Source organism: Leptolyngbya boryana PCC 6306 (assembly GCF_000353285.1).
GTDB lineage: Bacteria > Cyanobacteriota > Cyanobacteriia > Leptolyngbyales > Leptolyngbyaceae > Leptolyngbya > Leptolyngbya boryana.
The window spans coordinates 4,228,636-4,253,209 of sequence record NZ_KB731324.1; the positions used below are offsets into that span (position 1 = coordinate 4,228,636).

Sequence of the window (24,574 nt, forward strand, 5' to 3'; positions counted from 1 at the left end):
CAGAATGGGGTCTTCAGTCCTTTCCAAAGGACTTCGCACTGTTAGCCCCGAATTCATTCCGGGGTGAGATAGAACGCAGCGAGGAAACATTTGATACTTTTAAAACACCCTTTTAGGGTTTCTAAGCTTCCACCAGTTGATTCTCTTGTCTCAGACACGCCTCAATAAATGGATCAAGTTCTCCATTCATTACGTCTTGAACTGCGGTTGTCTCCACATTCGTTCTGAGATCTTTCACCATCTGATAGGGATGGAACACATAGTTGCGGATCTGCATTCCCCAAGCTGCCTCAACCATATCGCCTCGAATTTCCGCGATCTCTTTGGCGCGTTGTTCTTCTGCGATAATCAGCAATTTGGCTTTCAGGTAGGCGAGTGCTTTCTCTTTGTTTTGAAGCTGCGATCGCTCTTCTGTACACCGCACTGCAATGCCTGTTGGCTTATGGACAACTCGCACAGCCGTCTCAACTTTGTTGACGTTCTGCCCACCTTTACCGCCCGCGCGAGAAGTCGTGATTTCTAAATCCTTCTCAGGAATATCTAACTGCACCGACAAATCAATCATCGGCATCACTTCCACGCCAGCAAAGCTCGTCTGCCGCTTGTCATTCGCATTAAACGGCGAAATCCGAACTAAGCGATGCGTCCCTTTCTCGACTTTGAGATAACCATAGGCATAGCGCCCATCGATCTCAAGCGTGGCAGACTTAATCCCCGCTTCGTCTCCTTCGGAAACTTCCATCAAATGCACCTTATACCCATGTGCTTCACCCCAACGGGTATACATGCGTAACAACATCTCCGCCCAGTCTTGGGCATCGGTTCCACCTGCACCTGCATTAATGGTCAGAATTGCGCCCTTGGCATCGTAAGTGCCAGACAGCATTTGTTGCAGTTCCCACTGGTCGAGATCCCGTTGAAGTTGCTGCGTCTTTGCTTCAGCTTCTTCGAGCAGGGATTGATCCATTTCGAGTTCGAGCAATTCTAAGGTCGCTTCAGCGTCAGCGAGATCAGATTTCCAGCGATCAAACTGTTCGAGGTGAGATTTGTAGTCGTTTAATTCTTGAAGGGTGCGTTGTGCCTGAGTTTGGTCGTCCCAGAAATTCGGTTGAGATGCAATTTGCTCAAGATCTTGAATTTTCGCAGTCAGAGCAGGAACGTCAAAGATAGTCCTGGGTAGTTCCCAGGCGCGAAGTGAGCAATTCGACATTCCGCTTTAATTCAACGGTATCCATACTAAACAAGCATAAAAGAGCATTTCTGATTGTAGCGCCGATTTCGCATTCAGTGCCAAAGTTCAAAACTCTAGAGAATGATCCAGAGCAGAATCCCGATCGCGAAACTTACACCGATCGTAATGAATGTCTTTTTCAAGCGCTGCAAAATCGGCTGAACTTGATAGCTGACTACCAATCGATCTTGCGCGAGAATTTCGGGTGGTTTTTCCCACATCTGCCCGTCATACCAGCCAGATTCCTCGTAAAAGATCGCCGTATCACTTAAGCGCCGTTGCACATATGCCCAGCCCAGATAGAGCCGCACCAGTGCCAAACCCGGAATCACAAATGCTCCTGCCGATGCAAATAAGAGAAATTGGGGTAAATGCTTTGCAGGCGGAAAACTCACCGCAGCGACAGGCGCAGCAACAAGCCAACTTATTGCCCAGAGAATCACTACAGGCTTGAGATAGGAAATGCGATCGAGCGTTGCCCAGCGAAAAAACCAAGATTCCTTCAGTTCTTGATATTCATTGAGCGGCTGCTGTTCGTCGGGAACTGGACAAGTAACAGAATTCATGACGAAACGGAGAAAGTAGAAGGATATTCGTAAGTATAAAAGACTTATCCTAACTAAGGGAACGAAGCAATTTTGGATTTAGGCGTAATCTGCTGCGATATGGCGGTGAGGACATTTCTATCTCAGAGCACATGAATTTATGAGGTTAATTGAAAAAAGACGATTCCGATGGGTCGCAGTGGGTCACCCTTGATACGCCTCCTCAATCCAGAATTTCATCCCAAAATCAGATGCTTTTTCGGAAATCTAGAAAAAAGCATCGGAAGAAACGACTGAAAATACCTGAAGATTTGTAAACTAAATAGTCAGGCAAAGTTAGTGCCATATTTTCTGAGGAAACGGTATGAAGCATCTGGTTACAGTTGAGCGCCTGTGTTTGGCAGGACATTCGTTGGCGCTGGCTTTTGGATTAGCGGGATTATTGCTGGTGCTGCCCAATCCAGAATTTATTGCATCTCTTCCGACGGTTGGGCAAACCGCGTTTGGGTGGAGCATGGCGAATGGCGGAGTCGGGTATATCCTACTCGGGGCTGTGACGGTAGCAATCTATGCTTACCGGACGCTCGGAATACGGCACTGGCTGACATTTATGCTACCTGCAGTGATTCTTTCTTTGGGTAGTGAATTGCTGGGAACCAGTACGGGATTCCCGTTTGGTGCGTATGGTTATTTGAATGGGTTGGGCTATAAGATCGCAGGCCTTGTGCCCTTCACTATTCCCTTGTCTTGGTTCTATGTCGGATTGTGTTGCTATGTGCTGGCACGATCGGGCTTAGAAAGCATTGGACTGCCGCTTTGGGCGAAATTGGTCGGCTCGATCGCGCTCGGTTCTGTATTATTAACTGCCTGGGATTTCGTTCTCGATCCGGCAATGAGCCAAGCGCCTTATCCTTTCTGGGAATTTGGTGAAGTCGGTGAATTCTTCGGGATGCCTTACCGAAATGTCACAGGCTGGTTGGGAACGGGTGCAATCTTTATGTTTGTGGCATCGCTGTTCTGGGGTGCAAAGCCGTTGAATTTGAATCGTGCTCAGTTGTCTGTGCCGCTGATTGTCTACTTGATTAACTTTGCCTTCGGAGCAATCATCACCGTTACTGAGTTGGATTCGCGCTATTTAATTCCGACTTCGATGAGTATTGTGTTGGGTGTCGTTCCAGCGATCGCGCTTTGGTGGATGACGAAGCCTGCTCAAGGAGTTGAGTCTGCGTTGTCTGGAAATTTGACGCGCGAAGTGCCGACAGTTTCGGTAGGTGTCGGGCAGAAGTAGAGGAGATAGGGAGATGGGGAGATAGGGGGAAAAGAAAGTCACCCGCTCTCTCCTTCTCTCGACCTTTCCTGCAATAATGAACAGCATTTGATTTTTAAGGGGTTGGAAGGTTGACGAATTTCATCGGACAGACCGGAATCTATTGCCTGGGATTGATTGATTCCCAGGCTTTTGTATTTCAGGATGTGTTTTTCCTCGTACTGTTAGCAATTCAAATTCCGGCGGCAGCAATTCTACTCTCGCGATTGCTCAAAGGGGCTGTGCGTCGTCCTCCGCTTCAACCTCAACTGCCGAATCCAAACTTTTTCGGAGCGGTGAGTGTCGTTGTGCCGACGCTGAATGAAGCCGATCGTATTGCGCCTTGTCTAGAAGGGTTGACGCGCCAAACGTATGAGGTGCGAGAAATTACGATCGTGGATAGTCGATCGACCGACAAAACGCCGGATTTAGTCAGAGTCGCCCAAGCGACTGATCCGCGATTTCGATTGATCAATGATCCTCCTCTGCCTCCAGACTGGGTGGGTCGTCCTTGGGCATTGCACAACGGATTCTTGGCAAGTTCTTCTCATAGCGAATGGATTTTGGGGATTGATGCTGATACGATTCCGCATCCGAGCTTGGTCTGTAGCTTGCTCGAAATGGCGAATCGCGAAGGGTTTGACCTGATTACCCTCTCGCCCCGGTTCATTCTCAAGTATCCAGGCGAGCTTTGGTTACAGCCTGCTTTATTGATGACCTTGGTGTATCGATTTGGAGCAGCAGGAGAAGTCGGAAGTTCTCCGGAACGAGTGATGGCGAACGGGCAATGCTTTTTTTGTCGGCGATCGCTGTTAGAAAAAGTCGGCGGCTATACCAGCGCCAAAGGGTCTTTCTGCGATGATGTCACCTTAGTGCGAAACATCGCGGCAACGGGCGCAAAGGTCGCTTTCTTAGATGGTGCCAACGTTTTGAAAGTCCGCATGTATGAGGGCATGAAAGAGACGTGGGAAGAATGGGGTCGATCGCTCGATCTCAAGGATGCTTCAACCTCGGCGCAAATCTGGGGGGATCTGGCATTTCTCACATTAGTCCAAGCATTGCCGATTCCATTGCTGATTTTAACCGCTGCGATCGTTGCTTCTGGAAATACAACCTTGCCTGCTTTGATCACGTTGGGATTGAATGGAGCCTTGATTGCGATGCGATTGGGATTGAATGCGGCGATCTTGCAATCTTACGATCGCGCTCAAGCGAAAGGAGCAGGATTGTTCTGGCTGTCTCCGTTCGCTGATCCAGCCGCTGTGTTTAGAATTTTCCTCTCGTCTACTCGCAAGCCAAAAAGCTGGCGAGGTCGAACCTATGGGGGATAATGTAACGCTCCTAGGTTTGGCTGGCAGCCTGGTTGCGGGACTCGCAACTGGGGCAGGGGCATTGCCGATCTTTTTCATCAAAGAAATTACGCCTCAAACTCAAGGTGCACTTCTGGGGTTTGGGGCGGGAGTGATGTTAGCCGCGACTTCGTTTTCCTTGGTGATTCCGGGAATAGAAGCGGCTGAGAAACTGGGTGCAAATCACCTGATCGCAGCCGCGATCGTCGTTGCTGGAATCTTATTGGGTGGTGGGTTTCTCTGGTTCGCAAATCGCTACTTTCCGCATGAGCATTTTATTAAAGGATCGGAAGGTTCAGCCCAAGCGAATCGATTGCGGCAGGTCTGGCTCTTTATCATTGCCATTACGCTGCACAACTTTCCAGAGGGATTGGCGGTTGGCGTCGGATTTGGCGGCGGCGATGTTGCGAATGGAATTGCGCTGACTTTGGGAATCGGATTGCAGAATTTTCCAGAAGGATTGGTTGTGGCGATCGCGCTTTTAGGAGAAGGATATCGTCGCCGCAGTGTGTTTGGAGTAGCGTTGTTAACGGGATTGGCAGAGCCAATCGGTGGCGTAATCGGTGCAGCAGTCGTGTCGATCGCTGCAATAGTTTTGCCCTGGGGAATGGCATTTGCAGCGGGCGCGATGCTATTTGTGATCAGTGATGAAATTATCCCTGAGTCACATCGATTGGGAACAGAGAAGCAGGCGACGGTGGGCGTGATGATTGGATTTGTATTGATGTTGTTTTTGGATGTGGCATTGGGTTAATTGTTCACCCCACTCCCCACTCCCCATTTCCCCACTAACGTGGAGCCGTAATACTCTGAGCACTGGGCGATCGCATATTCTCATCATTCAAGTGATACATCCCCGACCAGCTTGCTAACAATCGCGTACAAATTTGGCGAATATGCTCCTCTTGATTCAAGGTCATTCGCCAATCTGCAGGCAGACCGATCGTGCTATTCAATGCTCCCGATAGCGCACCTGTTAAAGCAGTGACTCCAGGAACCTGATATCGCGTCTGAGCCGCCCGCAAAATCGATAATCTAAAATCTCCTGCCGTGCTGAGAAAACAATAGAGTGCAAGTGCGATCGCGGCATCTCCAGTCGTCGCTTCACTCAAGGTCAGAATTAACTGCACCGCATCTTCTAATCCCACTTTCTGTTGCACCATCGTTTCCACTTGCTGCAATCGCTGAAGTCTGGGAATTCCTTCGGGTGGAGCTAGCAATGCTTCAAACATGGGAGAAACTAAACGGCGCGGATTGAGATCGCCTTTCAAGGCTTGAGCGATCGTGTATCCGATCGCTAAGAGATCTAACTCTGAGATCAGCAAATTTTGCCAAACTTTCAGAACAGTTTGGAGATTCTGCCGCAGTTTTGTAAAGTCATCATGGAAATACAAAAATACGGGGAGAAGCGCGATCGCTGCTTCCGCATTCGTCAGGGGTTCTCGGAAAATCGGATCGCTAGAATTCTCGATACGACTGGGATCAATCAAAGATTCTGCATAAAACTCCATTAGGTCTTCTAGAGAATAGTGACGCGACGGCAGGCGACCCGATGCCTGAATGCCGATCATCTCTCCCATAATCGCGCCCATCATTGTTGCTTGAAATCGATAGAGAAGTGCAGATTGCATGATTATTTTCCGAAACCTAGTGTAGAATTCTCGCTGATTTGGTTCATTTCTCACCGTTTTTATTCTGCAACTTTAGCTCCTCGCCATGCGTCCCATGATTCGTCTTCAACTTCTTTCTATGATGCCAACCCGATTTATCAAATCGCTGTTTCTCTTCACACTCGCGATCGCTCTTACGGCTACGATTATCCATCCTGGATTGAGCCAGACTCCAGCCCGAAACATTATCCGCCTAGGAAGCCAAGGGGCAGATGTCACCGAATTACAAAGTACCTTAAAGCTATTGGGCTATTATGGCGGCTCGGTCAATGGTGTATTTGATGAAAGCACTGCTCAAGCCGTCCGACGCTTTCAACAAGTCGCTGGACTGGATGCAGATGGCATTGTTGGCGCTGCGACCTGGAATCGCTTATTTCCCTCCAATGAACCTGTCGCGCCCCCAGCGAATCCTGATCCCACTGCGCCACGTCGGGTTGAAACTACTGCACCCGCTTCCACCGAGTTTCCAATTTTAAGACGCGGAGCCACGGGTGAAAGTGTGCGGGGATTGCAGAGTCGATTAAGAGCGATCGGCGTTTATGACGGTGAAGTCGATGGGGTCTTTGGAGCCGGAACCGAGGAAGCGGTAAAAGCGGCACAGCAGAAGTTTGGACTCGAAGCGGATGGTATTGTCGGCGGCGCAACTTGGGCAGCGATTTTGCGGTAGGTTGAGAGAAATATTGCGATCGGTAACATGGAGTGAACTTTAGTAAAACAGGTGCGCGACTCGAGGATGAGGATGCTACTTTATATTCAAGACACAAGAGAAGTTCAAACCCTTCTCCCAAGCCGATTAAAGCCCGTGTCTCCCGCTTTAATCCCTCGCAAATCCTGAAAGATATTTCACCGATCGAACTTCACCTTAGTCTCAACTGCACTCAAGATTCTCACTTCAATTCCGCTTTATTTGAGTCGCAAATTTGAACTAGCGAAAACTACAGCCTGGTTCGGCTGATTCGGGGAGATTGTTGATTAGACTGTTTGCGATTTTGTCCACCTTATTTGTTGTTTGTTCGATACACCTTGACAACTTAAGTGACCACCATTTTTTCAGGGTTTGGCGACTTGCCAGACCCTTTGACATGTTTACCGCAGTTCGGCTTCGCGCGTTTCTAGCTGTTCACTACAAATAAAGCTGGTAGAGAGTGATCCGCGTCTGGATTCTCCCCATCTCCCCAGGGCTTTTTCATAGATTACTTTTAAAACATTCTCTCAGGCTGGAGCTTCACCAACATGAGAAGCGGTCACCCAAGATGTTTTAATCGACTAGCACGACAGGACTCCGTACTAACGAGTCTTAATATCTGAGATAGCATTGCGCGCAACTCCTGCGATCGCGGCATCTGAGGCTTTCGGCAAATGATGATATTTTCCGCCTGCTTGCTTCGCCAACTCTTTCGCGAATCCAGTTGAGATAAATTTATTCTCGGTGTCAATGACGAGCAACTGAATCCCCAAGGCGCGAATTTTTGCGGCAAGCTCTAACAGTTCACCTTTGATATCCGGCTTTTCACCTTCAGGCAAAGTTTCACCGAGCGATCGCGCCAGCGGAATATTGCCTCGACCATCGGTAATTGCCACAATCACGACTTGTCCAATATCGCCGGACTGTTTTGCATTCAATCCGACTCGAACTGCCTGGGTTAAGCCATGTGCTAAGGGAGAACCGCCGCCGCACGGTAAGCGATCGAGTCTGCGTTTTGCGGCTTCAATTGATCGCGTTGGCGGTAATAAGACCTCAGCTTGCTCACCTCGGAAAGGAATCAGCGAAATTTGATCTCGGTTCTGATATGCCTCAGTGAGTAAGCGCAATACTGCACCTTTGGCAGCATTCATCCGATTCAGTGCCATTGAGCCAGATGCATCGACCACGAATACAATCAAGGCTCCAGCCTTTCGAGCCAGTCGTTTCGCCCGAATGTCACTTTCTTCAACGAAGACTCGCTTACGGCCGGGTAGGACTTGATCCGCGCGTTGTCTTCTCGATCGCTGATAAGGAGCCGCAGTTCTCAAAGTCGCATCAACAGCAATCCGACGCACTTTGCCTTTGGGCAACATCGGTTTGATATATCTGCCTCGATCTTCTGAAAATACGATCGTGCGACTTCCCGATTTTCCTTGCCGCGTTGCCATTTGAGCAAAATAGAGCACTTCCGGATCGAGAATTACTCCTTCAGGATCAAACACGAACTCTTCGGGAATGTTCGGTGTGTCTTGTTCGGGTTGATCTTCCGATTCGTCTTCTGGATCGTCTTGGTCTTCTTGCTGGTCTTGCTCTTGATCCGACTGATCTTGAGGCGGGGGAGGGGGAGGAGGCGCTTCTTCAGGGGGAGCTTGTTGAACGATCGTCGATCGCGGAATGATCACTAATTCAACTGCTTTTCTCAAATCCTCAGCATTTACAGCAGTGCGCCCGTCTAAAGCGGCATGAGCTTTTGCCACTCTTAGAGCAAACAATTCGGCTCGATGCCCTTGCACACCGCCTCGCACGGCTTCAGTGACTAAATATTCAATCTGCTCTGCACTAATCTGCACATCTTTCAGCCATTCGCGAGCCAAAATAATCTGCGTTTTCAGTGCGTCAATATCTTCGGTGTACTGCGTTAAGAAAGCCTGAGGCGAATCAGAATAGCGGGTGGCTTGTTCGACGGCTTGAATGCGATCGTCTAATCCCAACACCATGTCGGCTGAAAGTGAGATAGCAATGCGATCGAGTAAATGCTCTCTTAAATTCCCTTCTTCCGGGTTGTAAGTTGCAATCAACAAAGGTCGGCAAGGATGTTGAAAGCTAATGCCTTCGCGCTCAATCTGATTGCGCCCATCGGTCAGAACAGAGAGCAATAAATTAGAGATTTGATCATCTAATAAATTAATTTCATCGACGTACAATACGCCTCGATTTGCTTCAGCCAACAACCCAGGCTGAAAAACCGTTTCACCTTGCTTAATTGATTGGCTGACATCAACTGAACCGAGCAACCGATCTTCAGTGACCCCCAAAGGAATCTGCACAAAGGGTGCGCGAATAATTTCAGTCGGCACTTCTTCAGTGCTGCCGTATTTCTCCAGCGTAAGATCATCCCACTCGGAGATCGCATTAGGTTCACAGTTACTAATCGAATCTTGAACCACTTCGATCGGGGGCAATAAGGCATGAATCGCGCGTGCCATGACGGATTTTGCTGTGCCGCGTCGTCCAGCAATCACCACGCCACCTAAGCCTGGATCAACCGCTGCCAGCAGCAGCGCTAATTTGATCGCTTCCTGCCCGACAACGGCAGCAAGAGGAAAAGCAGTCACTTGGGAGTCGATCGTAGAAGGCATTGAAATTTCGGATATTTATCTTGATCCACAATACCAAGATCCGGGAAGTTACGCGAACTCGCCCGGTCAGGTAATCCGATCAGGTGAAGTCTTGGATCGCGAAACTTTTTATAGTGAATCGAGAAGGACTGCCCCGAAGCAAGGGCTAAGAGCCTCCTGGAAATCGTAAAGACTGTTCGTCATTGCACGACAACTGCTCGTACAGTGATCTGTACACGAATCAAGAAAATACCTCTTTACAGCAGCGACATGATGTCGCTGCTTTTTTTGGGCACACTGATTGAATGTTTCCTGCTTTCTCCGATCGTCGAATGACTCATCCTGCAAATGCTGATGCGATCGAAAACGTTCTCGACAAGCTACCGCCCGAAGCAAAACAGTGGGCGGAAAGTTTGCCGTGGAATCAGCGACGCTATGTGCTTTCGCTCTGTCACTTGCTGTGTGCAGCTTCGCCAGAGGTGCAAGCTGAATTTTTAGATGAATATACGGCAAATGGACTGATTTCTAAGCTGATCGAAAATCATGAGATTCGGCAGAAAGTCAAAAATAATCTCGATCGCTTTCACATTACCACTGAGCTATCTGAACGCTTATTAAGAGGATATATTCGACAGTTCTATATTCATTCCGCTCAAGATGCGAGAAGGCAACCGGAATTAATTTTAGAATCAGCACTCCGTGTCGTCGTCAGTACTGAAGAAAGAAATAATATTTTTAACTATGTTCTAGGCTTTGAATTGGTTAAATTATTGTTTCGGATGAGCTGGTTACAACACGAAAGACTTTACAGATTGCAACATAATCAAGAAGAATTTATCACACTGTATTTAAAACCAATTCAGCGCACTCATCGGCTTAATCAGATCATTGTGCCAAGAGACGAAAAGCTCTTTTTTGCCCGCCGTGACTACTTTGTCGAGCGACCCAGTATATCAGATAAAAAATTGATAGAACTCGCGATCGCAACGTTTACAACTGAAGCAATTATCCAGTTTGGCTTCTCTGTTATTCGGCATCCGGATGCAGTCGTATTTGATCATGATTATATTTTCAATCGCGATTCTGAAGCAGTTTTCCCCTACTGAAAACTGTAAAGAAATTTGAATTCAAATATCACTGTAAATTCGACTGTTCAGTCTCCAGATAGACGAAATCGTTTGCCAAAAGAAATTAATCTCAAACCTATCAGGATCACTCTCATACTTCTCATAAAGCAACAGAGTTGGTGATCGTCATTCTGGAATTTTATTCGGTTGAAATTCAGCTTATTTTTGGTGCTGCACTTTGCTGCGGGGTCAATTTTTTACTGTGAGGATGACTTGTGAAACTTCATTTATTAACCTGTGCTGTTACTGTTAGTTCACTTCTTGTTTCAGCCATTAGTGTTCGTGCTGCGGAAACCCCTAATCTTGTTGCTCAAATTCCCCCAATCGTTCCTGCAAATCCTCAAACCATTGAAAATAATGCAGGACAAGTGACCTCGGTTTCGCAGTTATCGGATGTTCGACCGACGGATTGGGCTTTTCAGGCTTTGCAGTCTTTAGTCGAGCGCTATGGCTGTATTGCGGGATATCCCGATCGCACGTATCGCGGCAATCGGGCTTTAACCCGATTCGAGTTCGCGGCAGGATTGAACGCTTGTCTCGATCGCGTCAACGAGCTAATCGCAGCTTCAACGGCAGATTTAGTCAAGAAAGAAGACCTCGCAACGCTGCAAAGGCTTCAGCAAGAATTTGCAACTGAACTTGCAACCTTGCGCGGACGAGTCGATGCATTGGAAGCTCGCACTGGAACGTTAGAAAGGCAACAATTCTCAACGACCACAAAACTTCAAGGTGAAGTGATCATTGCCGCTTCCAGTGTAGTCAGTGGAGACAATGCCAATGGAACCGAAGCCGAGCGAAATCCAACGCTTGGTTATCGAGTGCGGTTGAATCTCAATACCAGCTTTTCTGGGCGAGATTTGCTCACGACTCGAATTCAGGCAAACAACATTACGCCCTTGGGGCAGACGACTCAAGATGCCACGAGTCCGACCGGAGTGCGCGGCTTAGGAGTACTCGGTACGAACATGGGGCGATTAGAATTTGATGGAGATAGTGGTGGATCAGCGAGTATTGCACTCCTCCGCTACCGCTTCCCATTGACAGAGAGCACCGATGTTTATTTAGCAGCAACCGGAAATGGCTTTGTAGACTTGGATGCGTCTTCACAGCTTAATCCTTACTTTGATGGCGGTGCAGTCTCCCTGTTTGGCTTGCGGAACCCGATCTACAACTATTCGGGCGGAGCAGGCATTGGTGTACGTCAAAGGATTGGGACAGCGGCTGAGGTCAACTTAGGCTATCTCGTTCCGAATGCTTCGATTCCCACTGATAAAAACGGCTTGTTTAATGGTCAATATGGGGCGCTGGCGCAGTTGATCCTTAACTTGAGTCCAAGTTCACGGATTGGGTTTACTTACATCAATGCGTATGCTCCATTTGGTGCGAATCTTCAGCCGGATGATCCGTTTAACCTGAGTGCAACGGGAAGTAATCTCGCAAATAGTAACTTCGATAGTGCGGTGAGTATCAACGCCTATGGAATTTCTGGAAACTTCCAGGTGTCACCGAAGTTTGCGCTAGGTGGATGGGTTGGCTATGCCAATCATAATTATATTGGGCGCGGGCGTGGAGATGTTTGGAATTGGGCGGTGACTTTGGCGTTCCCTGACTTGTTTAAGCAGGGCAATCTGGGAGGCTTATTGGTCGGACAAGAGCCAAAATTGACGCGGAGTGATTTGGGATTTCGCGATCGCGATACTTCTCTGCACTTAGAAGCTTTTTACCGCTATCGCATCAATGACAACATTTCGATCACACCCGGTGTGATCTGGGTGACGAATCCAGACTACAACGAGAATAATAACGATGCGGTGATTGGTGTTGTTCGGACAGTTTTCTCTTTTTAGTAGATCTCAAACTAGGAGCAGAGAGTGCTCCTAGTTTTGACCTTTAGGACACACAGCTATGAACTCAATTCTCAAAGCAACTTCTAAATTTCTTCCTTTACTCGGTCTGTTGTTTTTTTCAGCTTGCAGCAATTCAAATACACCCACTGCAAATAATGCGCCCGCAACTTCAGCCAGCTTCACTGCTGCGAAAGGCTGTAAAAACATTGGAATTCTTTTGCCTGAATCAGATTCTTCAGCGCGCTATGAAGCATACGATCGTCCTTTGTTAGAGCGGGAAATCAAGAAGGTCTTGCCTGACGCAACCATTCAATATGCCAATGCGAATAACAATGCAGACACTCAACAAAATCAAGCGGATGCAGCTTTGACCAAAGGCGCTTGTATTCTCGTTGTTGATCCCAATGACAGTGAGAAAGCATCTGCGATCGTGCAAAAAGCAAAAGCAAGTCAGGTTCCAGTGATTGCATACGATCGCTTGATTCAAGATCCAGATGTGGCTTACTATGTCTCATTCGACAATGTACGAGTCGGTGAACTGCAAGGGCAGTACATTGCTGATCAGTATCGCAAGGGAGCGTACGGCTTAAAGCGCGGCGCGAATCTAGTCATGATCAATGGCTCACAAACGGATAGCAATGCGTTGCAGTTCCGAGAAGGAGCATTGAAAGCTTTGCAGCCATTAGTTGATAGTAAAGACTTAAATTTGGTGTTTGATCAATACACGCCAAACTGGGATAGTGCGAGAGCACAATCATTGATGGAAGGAGTGTTGACGCAGCAAAAGAACAATGTTCAAGCGGCTTATGTTGCCAATGATGGTTTAGCCAATACGGTCATTGCAGCATTGAGAGCGCAGAAGCTAGATGGAAAAGTGCTAGTCACAGGTCAGGATGCAACTTTGACGGGCATTCAGAATATTCTGACAGGCGATCAGGCGATGACGGTTTATAAGCCGATCGCAAAAGAAGCGGAGGCAACGGCGCAATTAGTTGCAGCTTTGAGCAATGGCACTGATCCAGGAAGTTTGGTGAACGGACAGACGAATTTGCAGCAGGGCGGAGGACAAGTGAAATCAGTCTTGCTTGCTCCGATCGCAGTCGATAAGACGAATGTTCAGCAGACAGTTTTTGCAGATGGATTCTTGAAGAAGGAGCAGGTCTGCAATGGGCTAAATGGGGATACAACTGGACTTTGTAGAAGTTAAAAGCTGAGATCCTCGGAAGTTGGAGTTCTGAAAAAACTCCAACTTCTCGTTTACATAGAATTCTTGCAACTACAACATCTCTATGAGTAACTCAGTTTTATCAACACAATCAGAAGCGTCTTCAAGCTCAACTCGGCCGACGCTAGAACTCCGCAACATCTGCAAATCTTTTGGAGGGGTACAAGCTCTCAAGAATGTCGATTTTGAAGTCTATGCGGGCGAAGTCGTGGGTTTAGTTGGCGATAACGGGGCAGGAAAGTCTACGCTCGTGAAAACCATGTCAGGCGCTTATGTGCCGGATTCGGGTGAAATTTTTCTCAACGGAGAGCGAGTCTCGATCGCTTCACCTCAAGATGCGACCCGTCTCGGCATTGAAACGGTTTATCAAGACCTCGCGCTCTGTGACAATCTCGATGTGGTTGGCAATCTCTGGTTAGGGCGAGAAGCCTATCGCTGGTTGATTCCAGGCGTTCTCAAGGTTCTCGATGAGACTGAAATGGAGCGCCGCACGATCGAAGTTCTCAAACTCCTGGATGTGAAAATTCCATCGGTTCGCCGTCCGGTTGCTGCCTTATCAGGTGGACAACGGCAATGTATTGCAGTCGCGAAAACGATTCTGCGATCGCCGAAAGTTGTTCTTCTCGACGAACCGACCGCAGCTTTAGGTGTGGCTCAGACTCGCCAAGTCCTCAACTTGATCCAACGGCTCAAACAACAAGGCTTAGCAGTCGTCGTTATTTCGCATAACTTACATGATGTCTTTGAAGTCTGCGATCGCGTGATTGTCATGCGGTTAGGACAACGAAGTGCAACGTTTGACATTCAGAGTTCTACATCAGAACAAGTTGTTGCTGCCATCACAGGCGCAGAATATCGCGATCCTCAACCCGAAATATTATGAAAACAGATGCGAACGATCGAGCTTCAGCGAATGCTGAAATGAGCGATCCACAAAGTTCTCGATCGAAATTTACTTTAAGTTCTCTGATGCGGGGTGATCTGGGATTTATCCCCGTTCTCGTTACGCTTGCATTGATCACGCTATATTTTCAACTTACAACGAGTGGCATCTTTCTCCAAGCTCGGAATCTGACGAATCTGACTCAGCAGATTGTTGTGATTAGTATTCTCAGTACTGCTGCTGTTTTAGTGCTTTTACTGGGCGAAATTGATTTGAGCCTAGCAGCCGTTGCTCAAGCTTGTGCAGCCATCATGGCGACGCTTTCGGTCTATCAAAACTGGGGCGCAATTCCGTCGATTTTAGCCGCGTTAGTCGCAGGCGCAATCATTGGGTTAGTCAACGGCTTTTTTATTGCAATTCTGCGCGTCCCGTCGTTTATTGTGACCCTAGCAGGATCGATTGGATATGCTGGATTCTTGCTATTAGTTCTAGGGCGACAAACCACGCTGATTGTTCGTGATCCTGTGATCCGATCGCTGGCTCCAACTTATTTAAATCCGGTTTTAGGTTGGGGGATTCCGATTGTGCTCGCGGCACTTTATGCGATCGGGGTCTGGTATGAACGGCGGAAACGGCTGCAAGCAGGATTGCCTGTGAAACGATCTTCAAACCTTTTAGCTCAAGTTGCGGCAATTTTCGCGATCGTATTTCTGATCGTGTTCTTGTTCCAGACTTATCAAGGTGTGCCGCAATCGGTGATGATTTCGCTTGGGATTGTTGTTGCGCTCTGGCTAGTTCTGAGAAAAACGCTGTTTGGTCGGCATCTTTATGCGGTCGGTGGTAATGAAGAAGCGGCAAGACGGGCGGGCATTAATGTCATTGGTATGAAGATGGCAGTCTTTACATTGGCATCGATGCTAGCAGCAGTCGCCGGAATTATGCTGACTTCACGGAGTACAGCAGTCGCGACTCAGATTAGTGCAACGTTATTGTTAAATGCGATCGCGGCAGCAGTCATTGGTGGGGTTAGTTTATTCGGCGGTCGCGGCTCAGTCTGGGCAGTCATTTTAGGCGCGCTTGTGATTGGAAGTTTGGATAATGGACTAGATTTGCTCAACCAAGATCAGAGTGTAAAGAACATTGTTCAGGGAATTGTGCTAGTTCTAGCAGTGACAGCGGATGCATTAGTTCGTCGATCGAATCCGATACGAGGCAAATAGCGCTTAGACCAAAAGCTTGGTTCGTGAATTTCAAGCGATATCGATCTATCAATCCTGTTTGATGTGTAAGATCTTGCAATTTGGGGGAATAGGGAAAATACTTCCCCATTCCCCCATTCCCCTATTCCCCCAACCGATTTAAGACTGCAATAGCCAAATGCTCGATCGAGCACATCCGAATGCTGATTCCGAAACATCGAGAACTTTGCGATCGCCCTAAATAAGAAATAAAAAAGAGCCTACAGACTGCAAGCTCTCTAATCTTTGAGTAAACGAAATCAAGCTAACTAACCTAACAGGTAGGCAGAGCGAAGTGCCCATAAAATTAGCACGCCGATACTGCCGAGAATAAGAGCCGCAGAAATAGCAATCACAAGCGGACTGTCTGCGCCCTCGAACTTCATAATCCCACGATTTAGGTCTGACATGAGTGCAACACTCCGTAACGTTTAGTAAAAGGTCGATGATTTTCCTTTAGGGTAATTCACAGATTTTTCTGTACCCTTCTTTCTCAAGCATTATTTTATCTTTCTGCTCAAATAAGTTTAAATAATCTCCGAATCTTAACCGAATTTTTGCATCAATTTTGCACTCAGCGGTCAAGATGGTAGGGCAAATCACACACTGCCCCGGAATGACTTGGCTCAGCATCACGATCGCGCTTCTGACCACCGTTCTCATCCTGCTCGAAATCGCCCTGAGACTTTTCTTTGGTTTTGGCGATCCGCTGCTTTATGTCGCTGATCCTGAGATTGGCTATCTGCTCGCTCCGAATCAGTCGGTCAAGCGGTTTGGCAACCGGATCGAGACGAATCAATTTTCCATGCGATCGCCAAACTTCGCCCTGAAACCCGAAGCGAAACGAATTTTACTGCTTGGAGATTCGATCATTAACGGCGGCTGGTGGACAGATCAAAAAGATGTCATTTCCGAACTCATGCAGCGATCGTCGGCTGCGAATGGCAAACTTGAAGTTCTAAACGCTTCCGCAAATTCCTGGTCGCCTCGGAATGAATTAGCGTATCTCAAACGATTCGGAACTTTCAATGCAGAAGTAATTATTTTAGTCATCAATACCGACGATTTATTTGGAACGCAGCCCACCTCTTTAGGAGTCGGACGCGATCGCAACTATCCCGATCGCAAACCGATGAGTGCAATTCAAGAAGTCCTCGATCGATACCTTTTACCTGCGCCCGCCATGCCCGAAGCATTCAAAAAAATCCAGGCTGAAGGCGGCGATCGCGTCGGCTTAATCTTAGATGCGATTCGAGGAATTCGCGACCTTGCACATCGTAACAATGCAAAATTCGTCTTAGCAATGACCCCGTTGTTGAGAGAATTAACACCGCCAGGTTCGCGAGATTATGAAATTGTTGCCCGAAAACGATTAATGGATATGACTCAAACTGAGCAAATTAAGTACATTGATTTCCTAACGATCTTTGCAGGCGCAGCAAAATCAGCTCCCCCAGAAACACTTTATCGAGATCACATTCATTTAAGTCAAGGTGGGAATCAGATCGTCAGTGAATGGCTACTTCAAGCAATTTAATCGATCTTTTCGATGATCTTCGGCAAGCTTGAGGAATGTTCTTGATCGATCGTGAATTTAGTACAGCAAGGTTTCAGAGGTTTGAAGAATGGCTCTATTAGGGATTGATATTTCGGCTTATCAAGAAGATGTCAACTGGGCAACGGTTGCGAGCCAAAGCGTCTTTTATGGATTTGCGAAAGCGACAGAAGGTGTCACTAGTCGCGATGAGAAGTTTGCCCGAAATTGGGCAGGAATGCGATCGGTCGGAATTGTCCGCGGAGCATATCACTTCTTTCGTCCGGGTCGAGATCCCGCTCAGCAAGCCGATAACTTTTTGAAAACAGTGCAAACGATCGAAGATTTCGATTTACCTCCAGTCCTCGATCTAGAGATCAATGATGGACAGAGTGCAAGTGTGGTCATCGATCGAGCGTTGAAATGGTTAGAAATCATTGAAGCGAAAACAGGACGCAAACCGATTCTCTACACTTATCCTTCGTTCTGGGAAGATAAACTTGGCAATACCGCCAGATTCTCGGAATACCCACTGTGGATCGCAAACTTTGGGACACCTGGAAGACCGTATATTCCCTCAGCTTGGAAGCTTTGGGTATTTCATCAATATTCGGAATCTGGAACTCTACGCGGCATTGTTGGAAATGTCGATCTCAATCAATTTAATGGGGATTTAGATGGACTGCAAAAGCTGTTGAAAGGTCGCATTCCGTTAAGACAAGGCTGTGAAGGCAATGTCGTTCAAGAAATGCAATCTTTACTGAAAGCTCAAGGCTTTGACCTAGGCACACCAGATGGAGATTTTGGACCCAAAACGAAAGCGCAGGTTGTTGCTTTTCAGAAAGCAAAGAGCTTACTCACTGATGGCATTGTTGGAGCGGCGACTTGGAGTGCGCTGCAAAAAACTAGCCCAAGCGTTCCTCCTGCACCGCTGCCCATCGATTTAATCAATGTCTGTAAATCCTACCGAGGTGCAGCTCATCAAGATTCATCTTTGAGATGGTTACAGAGTCAAATTCCGAAATCGACCTTGGATGAGTTTGCTAGACGGTGGAGGCAGCCATAGAATCTACCCGCAGTACTAGGGTGAATTACTCAAGAGCCAGCGCGATCGTCATCAGTCATTGAAACAAAGAATCCTTGCCAAACGATAGAACTGGCAAGGATTAATCTTTGGCTGCTAGAAGTTTTTTTCGTCTGTTTCTTGTTGCCAACAGCGTTCTAATAGACGAACTTCTGACTGTTCCCAACAGCGTTCAAGTTTCTGCACTCGATTCACATGCCGGAACTTCTCAAAGCTCCAAATAAACGGGCGCTCGGAATCGAATAAATGTTGATTGAGATAGTCCCACCAGGGGAAATGGTTGAAGGAATTCATGCGATATGTGAGTAAGCGAGGGGGCAGAAAATCGGACAGTCACCTATCCAAGGGATGAGATTGAGAAACTGCTCCCCAGTATGGCACCTCAAAATATTGTTTGACTAAAAGAAAGCGTTAAGATGTCAGGGTTTTATTGCTTTCTTAAGCAGATTTTGATTGCACGAATTCTCGCTTACTATAGTAAAGTTACGATCGCTAAACTTGGACAAGTTGGCTAGTTGCTACAACTGTTTCACGTGCCCATGCGTCCGCAGCTAGAATCTCTTCAAGCGTTGGGGTTGAGCGGTTTTGAGTGGTGTAACGATCGCAGGTTGTTTCAATCAATCGCGGAATGTCCAAGAAGCCAATTTTTTCTTCTAAAAAGAGTGCGACTGCTTGTTCATTGGCTGCATTCAAGACCGCAGGCATACAGCCACCTGCTCGACCTGCTGCATAAGCAAGCTTCATGCAAGGATACTTCGCGTGATCCGGCGCACGGAAGGTTAAGGTTCCCAGTTTCACAAGGTCTAAGCGTTCCCAGTTCGTCGGAACGCGATCAGGATAAGACAAGGAATACAACAAAGGCAAGCGCATATCTGCCCACCCCAGTTGAGCTAACACCGAAGTATCTTGCAACTCAATCAAAGAGTGAATAATGCTCTGTGGATGAATCACAATTTCGATATCGTCATAGTCCACGCCGAATAGATAATGAGCTTCGATCACTTCTAAGCCTTTGTTCATCAGCGTGGCAGAATCGATCGTGATTTTGCGTCCCATTGACCAATTCGGGTGTTTGAGTGCATCTGCAACCGTGACCGATGCGAGCTTTTCCACGGGCAGATCGCGGAACGAGCCACCTGAAGCGGTGAGAATAATTTTTCTCAGACCTCCCTCAGGCACACCTTGCAAACATTGGAAGATGGCAGAATGTTCTGAATCCGCAGGCAGCATCTTCACGCCATGTTTTTTCATCAAGGGCAGCACCACAGGCGCGCCTGCAATGATGGTTTCTTTGTTGGCTAAGGCAATGTTTTTCCCGGCTGCGATCGCGGCTAGAGTCGGCAACAATCCCGCACATCCCACAATCCCGCTCACAACTGATTCTGCATCGCCGTAGCGCGCCACATCCACCACTCCAGATTCGCCAGATAAGATAATCGGCTGTGGAGTCAAGTCCGCGATCGCGTCTTTCAATTCCGTCAATTTGCTCTCATCACAAATCGCAACAATTTCGGGACGAAAAGTGCGAATTTGTTGGGCAAAGAGTTCGACATTCCGCCCGGCCGCCATTCCGACAATGCGAAACTGATCAGGATGCTCGGATACGATATCCAGCGTTTGTGTCCCGATCGATCCGGTTGAACCAAGGAGGGTGATTGCTTTCACGGGTTAGTTGTTTGACACTTCATTCCGTATTTTACGGGCTTACGGGGATCAAAGGAAAATTCAAACCCTGACGATATGACTAACAGAAATCCTCAGCCTCGTCTTGCTTCCCTAAAAAAAAGAGTGAGGCAGAAAACTCACCTCACTCTTCATCACAATTCTGACCAATCTGTTTTTAAGCAGCTAAGTTCTGAGCGACAAAATCCCAGTTGACCAAATTATCCAAGAAGTTCTTGATGAAGGCAGGACGTGCATTTTGGAAATCCAAGTAGTAAGCGTGTTCCCAAACATCCAACGTCAACAAAGGCTTTTGACCATGCACCAGAGGATTCTCTGCATTCGGAGTTTTGGTCACTTTTAGCGTACCGCCATCGTCTACCAACCATGCCCAACCACTGCCAAATTGAGTTGCAGCCGCATTGCTAAACTCTTCTTTGAACTTGTCAAGGCTACCGAATGCAGCATCGATTTTGGCTGCCAGTTCACCTGTCGGTGCGCCACCGCCGCCTGCTTTCAGGCAATTCCAGAAGAAGGTGTGGTTCCAAACTTGAGCCGCATTGTTAAATACGCCCACTTTCGAGGAATCCCCAAACGACTGTTTGATCACATCTTCTAGCGATAGGCTTTCCATCGGCGTTCCTTCTACCAACTTATTCAAGTTGGTAACGTAAGCTGCATGATGCTTGCCGTAGTGATAATCAAATGTTTCTGCCTTCATGCCATATGGCTCAAGTGCATCTTTTGGAAACGGTAAAGGGGGTTGTGTGAATGCCATGTGTCCAGTTCCTCTCTAGATCTAAAATCTGCCGTCGATTGCGGGGCAGAAACATTACTTAACCCTGAAAATTCTATCTCAAAAGCGAGGGGGCAAGGTTAGAATCACACCGAAAACCAAAAAAGCCCTGTCCACTAGGCATGGACGAGGGCAATAAATCAGGGTGCATCTACCATTCCTTCTTCCTAGAATTTACGCTTGTTCTCCGGAGACTCTGGGTGGGAATACTTAAAGATGAGACAAAGTTTTCTTGAACTTTCAGTAACGTTTAAGTAAACGTTCAGTCTACTCGTGGAGTTGTTCGTCAGGATGCCAATGACTTTGCTATCGATCGCGTCAAAATTTGCAATGCTAATAGGTGTGATCGTGTAAATTCAGAATTTTCCCTGACCGATGACGATCATGTGCGGTTATTAGAAATTAGGATCGAATTGTCTTCAGGTGGGGCAAGTCGAAACCAGTCAGGTTGACGGAGGGTGTCGAGTGAATCAGGAGTTCTACATTTCTGTTACGCCAGTTCGGGGCGATGAATATTTGGTGAGAACAGAGCGCGTCTCACCGGGCGTTCCTTTGGCGGAGGAACTCGTCACTTGGCAAGTCGAAGAGTGGCTCGAACAGGCACGTCAATTGATGCACGATCCGCTGTTGGGAATTCTGCGGGGCAGAATGGGATCGCTCAGTCCATCGGCAACGGGCAGTGATGCCCTTTCTCCAAATTTAGTGGAATTGGGGCAAAAACTCTACAATGCCCTATTTCAAGGAACGATTCGAGATAGCTGGGTAACGGCGCAGGGGATTGCACAAAATCGCCGCGAAGGCTTGAGATTGAGATTAGGACTGAAAGGCGATCGCTTGCCGCGTTTGCCCTGGGAAGTACTGCACGCGGGAGCACGTCCTTTAGCCACGGGAACCGATGTCGTGTTTTCACGCTATCAGGCGGCATTTGCGCCGATGGGGACGATTTTGCAGCCACATCGATCTGCGACGGTAATCGATGCCAATCAGCCGCTGAGAATTCTCATGGTTTTGGCGGCTCCGACGGATCAAGAAGTCTTGGAACTCCGCCGAGAAGCGAATCATTTGCGCGATGAATTGAAAGAAGAGGCAAATGGCAAAATTGACCTGACGATTTTGGATCAGCCTGGACGTGAGCAATTGACGCAAGCGTTGGAGCAAGGGCATTATCAGGTCTTGCATTATGCGGGTCACAGCAATTTAGGCTTGGCAGGCGGAGATTTATATCTCGTCAGCGATCGTACTGGACTGACTGAGGTTCTCAGCGGCGATGATCTGGCTGGATTGCTTGTGAATAATGGCATTCGTATGGCAGTGTTTAATTCTTGCCGAGGGGTTTATACGGCGACCGCTGATCCGACGAATGAAACGGAGTCGAGCAATTTAACCGATGCCTTGCTGAAGCGGGGAATTCCGGCGGTTTTGGCAATGGCAGAACGCATTCCAGACGATGTGGCATTGACGCTTAGCCGCTTGTTTTATCGCAATTTGAAACAGCGCTATCCGATCGATTTAAGTCTCAGCCGAGCGCGTCAAGGATTGCTGTCCTCTTATGGCTCGAATCAGTTGTATTGGGCATTGCCGATCCTTTATCTGCATCCTGATTTTGATGGCTATCTGCAACCGACTGCGCTGCCTTCAATGACGAATGCAGGACAAGAGCCGCAACCCGCAAATTTTGCATTTGATCCCCTCGCGATCGCAAATGATCCCGCTGATTTAGACGAGGCGGAAATGTTGTTTGACGATTTAGAATTTGCTGATCCTGAAGATAGCGATCGTCAAGCGGTGCTCGAATTACTGCAAGAGCTGCATGAGCCAACCGAGAATCCTTTTTCTCAAGCTAGAGCCGCAGAACCATTCTTTGAACCACTCTCAGTGACGACTGACGAATCAACGCTGCAAAATCCCGAGGATTGCCTCGCAGTCGGTCGAATGCGTGCCCAAGCTGAGAATTTGACGGGGGCGATCATTGCGTATGGTCGCGCGATCGAGCTTGATCCGCACTGTGCCGAAGCCTTCAGTGAAATGGGCGTCGTCTTAGAAAAATTAGGCAGTCCAACAGAAGCGATCGTGGCTTACAAGATGGCACTTCAGCATGAGCCGAGTTTGAGCGATGCCCGTCGCAACCTGCAACGACTGGAAACCGCGCACAATTTGGGCAGTGGGAGCAATGGCGGCGCAGTACAACCGTCACCTAATCCCGTTGTGCCTGAACTGCATGTCGAGGATGTGACCTTCGAGGAGCCAATGCCGAATCGGATTTTCGGGGAGATGAAAGCGCCCTCTGCTCCGCGTCCTCGTCGTCCTTGGATTGTGGCTGGTATTTTAGGAACGGCTGTGGCGGCTGTTTTGGGAGTTTGGGGCTTTTCGACTTGGCGCGCTTCGACGACCCCTTCTCCAAGTGAGTTGATTGACAATATCAGCCAGATCAACCAATCTCCAGGCGCAAATGTCAGTCGATCGAACAATCTGGTTGCGACTGCGACGACTGCACTGGCTCAGGGAAATCTGCGTCAGGGACAAGATGCGATCGAAGAGTTGCTGAATAATGGTGAATTAGTGGCTGCGGAGACGGCGATTCAAAATGTTCCTGCCGACAAACGACGCGATAATCCAACCGCGAATTTCCTATTGGGACGAATTGCTTGGCAATCGGTGCAGGCGAGGAAGAGCAATTACAAATTAGATGATGCTCAGCGATTTTTTGAAACCTCGCTGGCAGGGAATCGTACACCTCAGACGCTCAATGCTTTGGGGTTTGTTTACTACGCTCAAGGTAATTTTGGTCGTGCCGGAAGAACTTGGCTCAATGCTGAGAAGCTGGCAGCACAGGCAGGAGATGCAGGCAAACTGGATCGACGTACGGCGTTGGCTGGGTTAGCATTAGTTGCCAATAAAACAGCGCAGTCTCAGACGGGAAATCAGCGCAATCAGCTGAGACAGCAAGCAGTAGCAACCCGCGATCGTTTACTGCGAGAAGCAGGGCAGGACTTTCAAATCAGTGGCTTGAGTAAGAACTGGCTCTGGAGTGAAGCTGCGATCGCCGACTGGAAAGCATTGATTGCTGTGAAATAAAACAGCAAAACTCTCTGTTGTTCGGTTTTCTCAATCCAAACCGCATTACGCTTGCCGACGGATATCCAACATTTCTGCCAAGCTGGGATCTTGCATTTCCAATGCATTCTCTTGTTCAGAAAGATGGATAGGTGGAGGAGTCGATCGCTTGAACGTTGCTTTCGCAGTTGCTGCGGCTTGTCGAGTTGGAGGCGTTGGGAGATTCGCTTGCGGAATCGGCATTCGAGGTCGGCGTGAACTGGTCATTTCGCGCAATTTTACAGGTTTCGGTTGAATGACGACAGACCTTGCCGGGGTTTTAGGGCTTGATTTCACAGGTCGCAACTGCTTCGCCAGCACGACGGAAGTCAAGGCGCAACTGCCCGCGACGATCGCTAATAGTCCAAATGAGCTGGCAGGAGTCGGGATGTGCGAATTGGCTTGTGGAGCTTTGGCAGTGGCTTGAGGTTTGGGTGTTTCAAGCGGAGCGGAATTGGTGTAGGTCAGTCCCCGAGCAGCAAGCCAGCCAAAGTACAGAATTGCACCCCAAGTTGCAAATAAGCAGATGAAGGGATGGCGTTGGGCAAAGTGCAGCAAGAAGCGAGAAGTCGATCGTTTTGCAGTAGATGGCGGCTTCACAGCTTTTTGACGTGCAGATTGTCTCACAGGGTGTGGGCGGGTGACAGATTTCAGGGTGTTGGATGGATTGCCCATATTGAG

21 protein-coding genes are annotated in these 24,574 nt (G+C 48.1%); 12 read left to right on the top strand and 9 right to left on the bottom strand.

Annotated features, from left to right (window positions below; all coding sequences use genetic code 11):
• Nucleotides 1-121: 121 nt before the first annotated feature.
• Together prfB and LEPBO_RS0121115 are read right to left on the bottom strand one after the other, a co-directional pair.
• Nucleotides 122-1,235, bottom strand: a protein-coding gene (gene prfB, locus LEPBO_RS37785) for a peptide chain release factor 2 (RefSeq protein WP_144056244.1) whose coding sequence is annotated in 2 segments (ribosomal slippage) — nucleotides 122-1,162 and nucleotides 1,164-1,235 — 1,113 coding nt in all. Because the reading frame shifts where the segments join, the coding sequence is not laid out codon by codon here.
• Between the two features lie 70 nt (nucleotides 1,236-1,305).
• Entirely contained in the window at nucleotides 1,306-1,797 is a 492-nt protein-coding gene (locus LEPBO_RS0121115; RefSeq protein WP_017289565.1) for a CGLD27 family protein, read from the bottom strand.
• Between the two features lie 343 nt (nucleotides 1,798-2,140).
• Here LEPBO_RS0121115 and cruF point away from each other — a divergent pair, with 343 nt between their 5' ends.
• The 3 genes from cruF to LEPBO_RS0121130 all read left to right on the top strand — a co-directional run bounded on the left by cruF (nucleotide 2,141) and on the right by LEPBO_RS0121130 (nucleotide 5,185).
• Nucleotides 2,141-3,064 carry a gamma-carotene 1'-hydroxylase CruF gene (gene cruF, locus LEPBO_RS0121120; protein ID WP_017289566.1) on the top strand — a complete coding sequence of 308 codons (924 nt, stop codon included), beginning with the start codon at nucleotides 2,141-2,143 and terminating at the stop codon, nucleotides 3,062-3,064.
• Between the two features lie 110 nt (nucleotides 3,065-3,174).
• Entirely contained in the window at nucleotides 3,175-4,413 is a 1,239-nt protein-coding gene (gene cruG, locus LEPBO_RS0121125) for a 2'-O-glycosyltransferase CruG (RefSeq protein WP_017289567.1), read from the top strand.
• Complete coding sequence (locus LEPBO_RS0121130) at nucleotides 4,403-5,185, top strand: ZIP family metal transporter (RefSeq protein ID WP_017289568.1); 783 nt, start codon at nucleotides 4,403-4,405, stop codon at nucleotides 5,183-5,185. Before cruG ends, LEPBO_RS0121130 begins: the two co-directional genes overlap by 11 nt.
• Nucleotides 5,186-5,219: 34 nt before the next feature.
• Here the strand turns inward: LEPBO_RS0121130 and LEPBO_RS0121135 are convergent, their stop codons facing one another.
• Entirely contained in the window at nucleotides 5,220-6,062 is an 843-nt protein-coding gene (locus LEPBO_RS0121135) for an ADP-ribosylglycohydrolase family protein (RefSeq protein WP_017289569.1), read from the bottom strand.
• A 118-nt stretch (nucleotides 6,063-6,180) separates the two neighbouring features.
• Here LEPBO_RS0121135 and LEPBO_RS0121140 point away from each other — a divergent pair, with 118 nt between their 5' ends.
• Entirely contained in the window at nucleotides 6,181-6,768 is a 588-nt protein-coding gene (locus LEPBO_RS0121140; RefSeq protein ID WP_017289570.1) for a peptidoglycan-binding domain-containing protein, read from the top strand.
• Between the two features lie 620 nt (nucleotides 6,769-7,388).
• Here LEPBO_RS0121140 and bchD read toward each other — a convergent pair.
• Entirely contained in the window at nucleotides 7,389-9,425 is a 2,037-nt protein-coding gene (bchD, locus tag LEPBO_RS0121145) for a magnesium chelatase ATPase subunit D (RefSeq protein WP_017289571.1), read from the bottom strand.
• A gap of 284 nt (nucleotides 9,426-9,709) precedes the next feature.
• On the opposite strand from bchD, the gene LEPBO_RS0121150 reads away from it, so the two are divergent.
• From LEPBO_RS0121150 to LEPBO_RS0121170, 5 genes are all read left to right on the top strand, one after another.
• Nucleotides 9,710-10,510 carry a cobyrinic acid a,c-diamide synthase gene (locus tag LEPBO_RS0121150; protein WP_239741197.1) on the top strand — a complete coding sequence of 267 codons (801 nt, stop codon included), beginning with the start codon at nucleotides 9,710-9,712 and terminating at the stop codon, nucleotides 10,508-10,510.
• A gap of 236 nt (nucleotides 10,511-10,746) precedes the next feature.
• Nucleotides 10,747-12,378 (top strand): iron uptake porin, encoded by a 1,632-nt coding sequence (locus LEPBO_RS0121155; RefSeq protein WP_017289573.1) that lies wholly within the window; start codon nucleotides 10,747-10,749, stop codon nucleotides 12,376-12,378.
• 58 nt (nucleotides 12,379-12,436) lie between these two features.
• Nucleotides 12,437-13,585 carry a sugar ABC transporter substrate-binding protein gene (locus LEPBO_RS0121160; protein WP_017289574.1) on the top strand — a complete coding sequence of 383 codons (1,149 nt, stop codon included), beginning with the start codon at nucleotides 12,437-12,439 and terminating at the stop codon, nucleotides 13,583-13,585.
• Between the two features lie 82 nt (nucleotides 13,586-13,667).
• Nucleotides 13,668-14,486, top strand: coding sequence for an ATP-binding cassette domain-containing protein (locus LEPBO_RS0121165; RefSeq protein ID WP_017289575.1), 819 nt, complete (start codon nucleotides 13,668-13,670; stop codon nucleotides 14,484-14,486).
• Nucleotides 14,483-15,706 carry a sugar ABC transporter permease gene (locus tag LEPBO_RS0121170; protein ID WP_017289576.1) on the top strand — a complete coding sequence of 408 codons (1,224 nt, stop codon included), beginning with the start codon at nucleotides 14,483-14,485 and terminating at the stop codon, nucleotides 15,704-15,706. Before LEPBO_RS0121165 ends, LEPBO_RS0121170 begins: the two co-directional genes overlap by 4 nt.
• 287 nt (nucleotides 15,707-15,993) lie before the next feature.
• On the opposite strand, the gene LEPBO_RS43390 is transcribed toward LEPBO_RS0121170, so the two are convergent.
• Nucleotides 15,994-16,134 carry a hypothetical protein gene (locus LEPBO_RS43390; protein ID WP_026148803.1) on the bottom strand — a complete coding sequence of 47 codons (141 nt, stop codon included), beginning with the start codon at nucleotides 16,132-16,134 and terminating at the stop codon, nucleotides 15,994-15,996.
• A gap of 176 nt (nucleotides 16,135-16,310) precedes the next feature.
• Here LEPBO_RS43390 and LEPBO_RS0121185 point away from each other — a divergent pair, with 176 nt between their 5' ends.
• Both LEPBO_RS0121185 and LEPBO_RS37790 read left to right on the top strand, forming a co-directional pair.
• Complete coding sequence (locus LEPBO_RS0121185) at nucleotides 16,311-17,261, top strand: SGNH/GDSL hydrolase family protein (protein WP_225903964.1); 951 nt, start codon at nucleotides 16,311-16,313, stop codon at nucleotides 17,259-17,261.
• Nucleotides 17,262-17,349: 88 nt separating this feature from the next.
• Nucleotides 17,350-18,324, top strand: coding sequence for a GH25 family lysozyme (locus LEPBO_RS37790; RefSeq protein ID WP_017289580.1), 975 nt, complete (start codon nucleotides 17,350-17,352; stop codon nucleotides 18,322-18,324).
• Nucleotides 18,325-18,438: 114 nt separating this feature from the next.
• Here LEPBO_RS37790 and LEPBO_RS37795 read toward each other — a convergent pair whose 3' ends face one another.
• From LEPBO_RS37795 to sodB, 3 genes are all read right to left on the bottom strand, one after another.
• Complete coding sequence (locus tag LEPBO_RS37795; RefSeq protein WP_017289581.1) at nucleotides 18,439-18,636, bottom strand: hypothetical protein; 198 nt, start codon at nucleotides 18,634-18,636, stop codon at nucleotides 18,439-18,441.
• A 198-nt stretch (nucleotides 18,637-18,834) separates the two neighbouring features.
• Nucleotides 18,835-20,007 carry a 1-deoxy-D-xylulose-5-phosphate reductoisomerase gene (gene dxr, locus LEPBO_RS0121200; protein WP_017289582.1) on the bottom strand — a complete coding sequence of 391 codons (1,173 nt, stop codon included), beginning with the start codon at nucleotides 20,005-20,007 and terminating at the stop codon, nucleotides 18,835-18,837.
• A 175-nt stretch (nucleotides 20,008-20,182) separates the two neighbouring features.
• A complete protein-coding gene (gene sodB, locus LEPBO_RS0121205) occupies nucleotides 20,183-20,782 on the bottom strand; it encodes a superoxide dismutase [Fe] (RefSeq protein WP_017289583.1) in 600 nt (199 codons plus the stop codon).
• A 483-nt stretch (nucleotides 20,783-21,265) separates the two neighbouring features.
• Between sodB and LEPBO_RS43395 the strand changes: the two genes are divergently transcribed.
• The gene (locus tag LEPBO_RS43395) at nucleotides 21,266-23,875 is read left to right on the top strand and encodes a CHAT domain-containing protein (RefSeq protein ID WP_026148804.1); all 2,610 of its coding nucleotides are present in this window, start codon (nucleotides 21,266-21,268) and stop codon (nucleotides 23,873-23,875) included.
• Nucleotides 23,876-23,920: 45 nt separating this feature from the next.
• On the opposite strand, the gene LEPBO_RS0121215 is transcribed toward LEPBO_RS43395, so the two are convergent.
• Nucleotides 23,921-24,568, bottom strand: coding sequence for a hypothetical protein (locus LEPBO_RS0121215; protein WP_017289585.1), 648 nt, complete (start codon nucleotides 24,566-24,568; stop codon nucleotides 23,921-23,923).
• Nucleotides 24,569-24,574 lie beyond the last annotated feature (6 nt).

Excerpts from the sequence above, each read along its gene's own strand:
- bchD (WP_017289571.1), bottom strand. The coding sequence starts at position 9,425 with ATGCCTTCTACGATCGACTCCCAAGTGACTGCTTTTCCTCTTGCTGCC.
- LEPBO_RS0121150 (WP_239741197.1), top strand. The coding sequence starts at position 9,710 with ATGTTTCCTGCTTTCTCCGATCGTCGAATGACTCATCCTGCAAATGCT.
- LEPBO_RS0121160 (WP_017289574.1), top strand. The coding sequence starts at position 12,437 with ATGAACTCAATTCTCAAAGCAACTTCTAAATTTCTTCCTTTACTCGGT.
- LEPBO_RS43390 (WP_026148803.1), bottom strand. The coding sequence starts at position 16,134 with ATGTCAGACCTAAATCGTGGGATTATGAAGTTCGAGGGCGCAGACAGT.
- LEPBO_RS0121140 (WP_017289570.1), top strand. The coding sequence starts at position 6,181 with ATGATGCCAACCCGATTTATCAAATCGCTGTTTCTCTTCACACTCGCG.
- LEPBO_RS0121130 (WP_017289568.1), top strand. The coding sequence starts at position 4,403 with ATGGGGGATAATGTAACGCTCCTAGGTTTGGCTGGCAGCCTGGTTGCG.
- LEPBO_RS37790 (WP_017289580.1), top strand. The coding sequence starts at position 17,350 with ATGGCTCTATTAGGGATTGATATTTCGGCTTATCAAGAAGATGTCAAC.
- sodB (WP_017289583.1), bottom strand. The coding sequence starts at position 20,782 with ATGGCATTCACACAACCCCCTTTACCGTTTCCAAAAGATGCACTTGAG.
- LEPBO_RS0121185 (WP_225903964.1), top strand. The coding sequence starts at position 16,311 with ATGGTAGGGCAAATCACACACTGCCCCGGAATGACTTGGCTCAGCATC.
- LEPBO_RS37795 (WP_017289581.1), bottom strand. The coding sequence starts at position 18,636 with ATGAATTCCTTCAACCATTTCCCCTGGTGGGACTATCTCAATCAACAT.
- LEPBO_RS0121165 (WP_017289575.1), top strand. The coding sequence starts at position 13,668 with ATGAGTAACTCAGTTTTATCAACACAATCAGAAGCGTCTTCAAGCTCA.
- LEPBO_RS0121215 (WP_017289585.1), bottom strand. The coding sequence starts at position 24,568 with ATGGGCAATCCATCCAACACCCTGAAATCTGTCACCCGCCCACACCCT.
- LEPBO_RS0121135 (WP_017289569.1), bottom strand. The coding sequence starts at position 6,062 with ATGCAATCTGCACTTCTCTATCGATTTCAAGCAACAATGATGGGCGCG.
- LEPBO_RS0121170 (WP_017289576.1), top strand. The coding sequence starts at position 14,483 with ATGAAAACAGATGCGAACGATCGAGCTTCAGCGAATGCTGAAATGAGC.
- cruF (WP_017289566.1), top strand. The coding sequence starts at position 2,141 with ATGAAGCATCTGGTTACAGTTGAGCGCCTGTGTTTGGCAGGACATTCG.
- LEPBO_RS0121115 (WP_017289565.1), bottom strand. The coding sequence starts at position 1,797 with ATGAATTCTGTTACTTGTCCAGTTCCCGACGAACAGCAGCCGCTCAAT.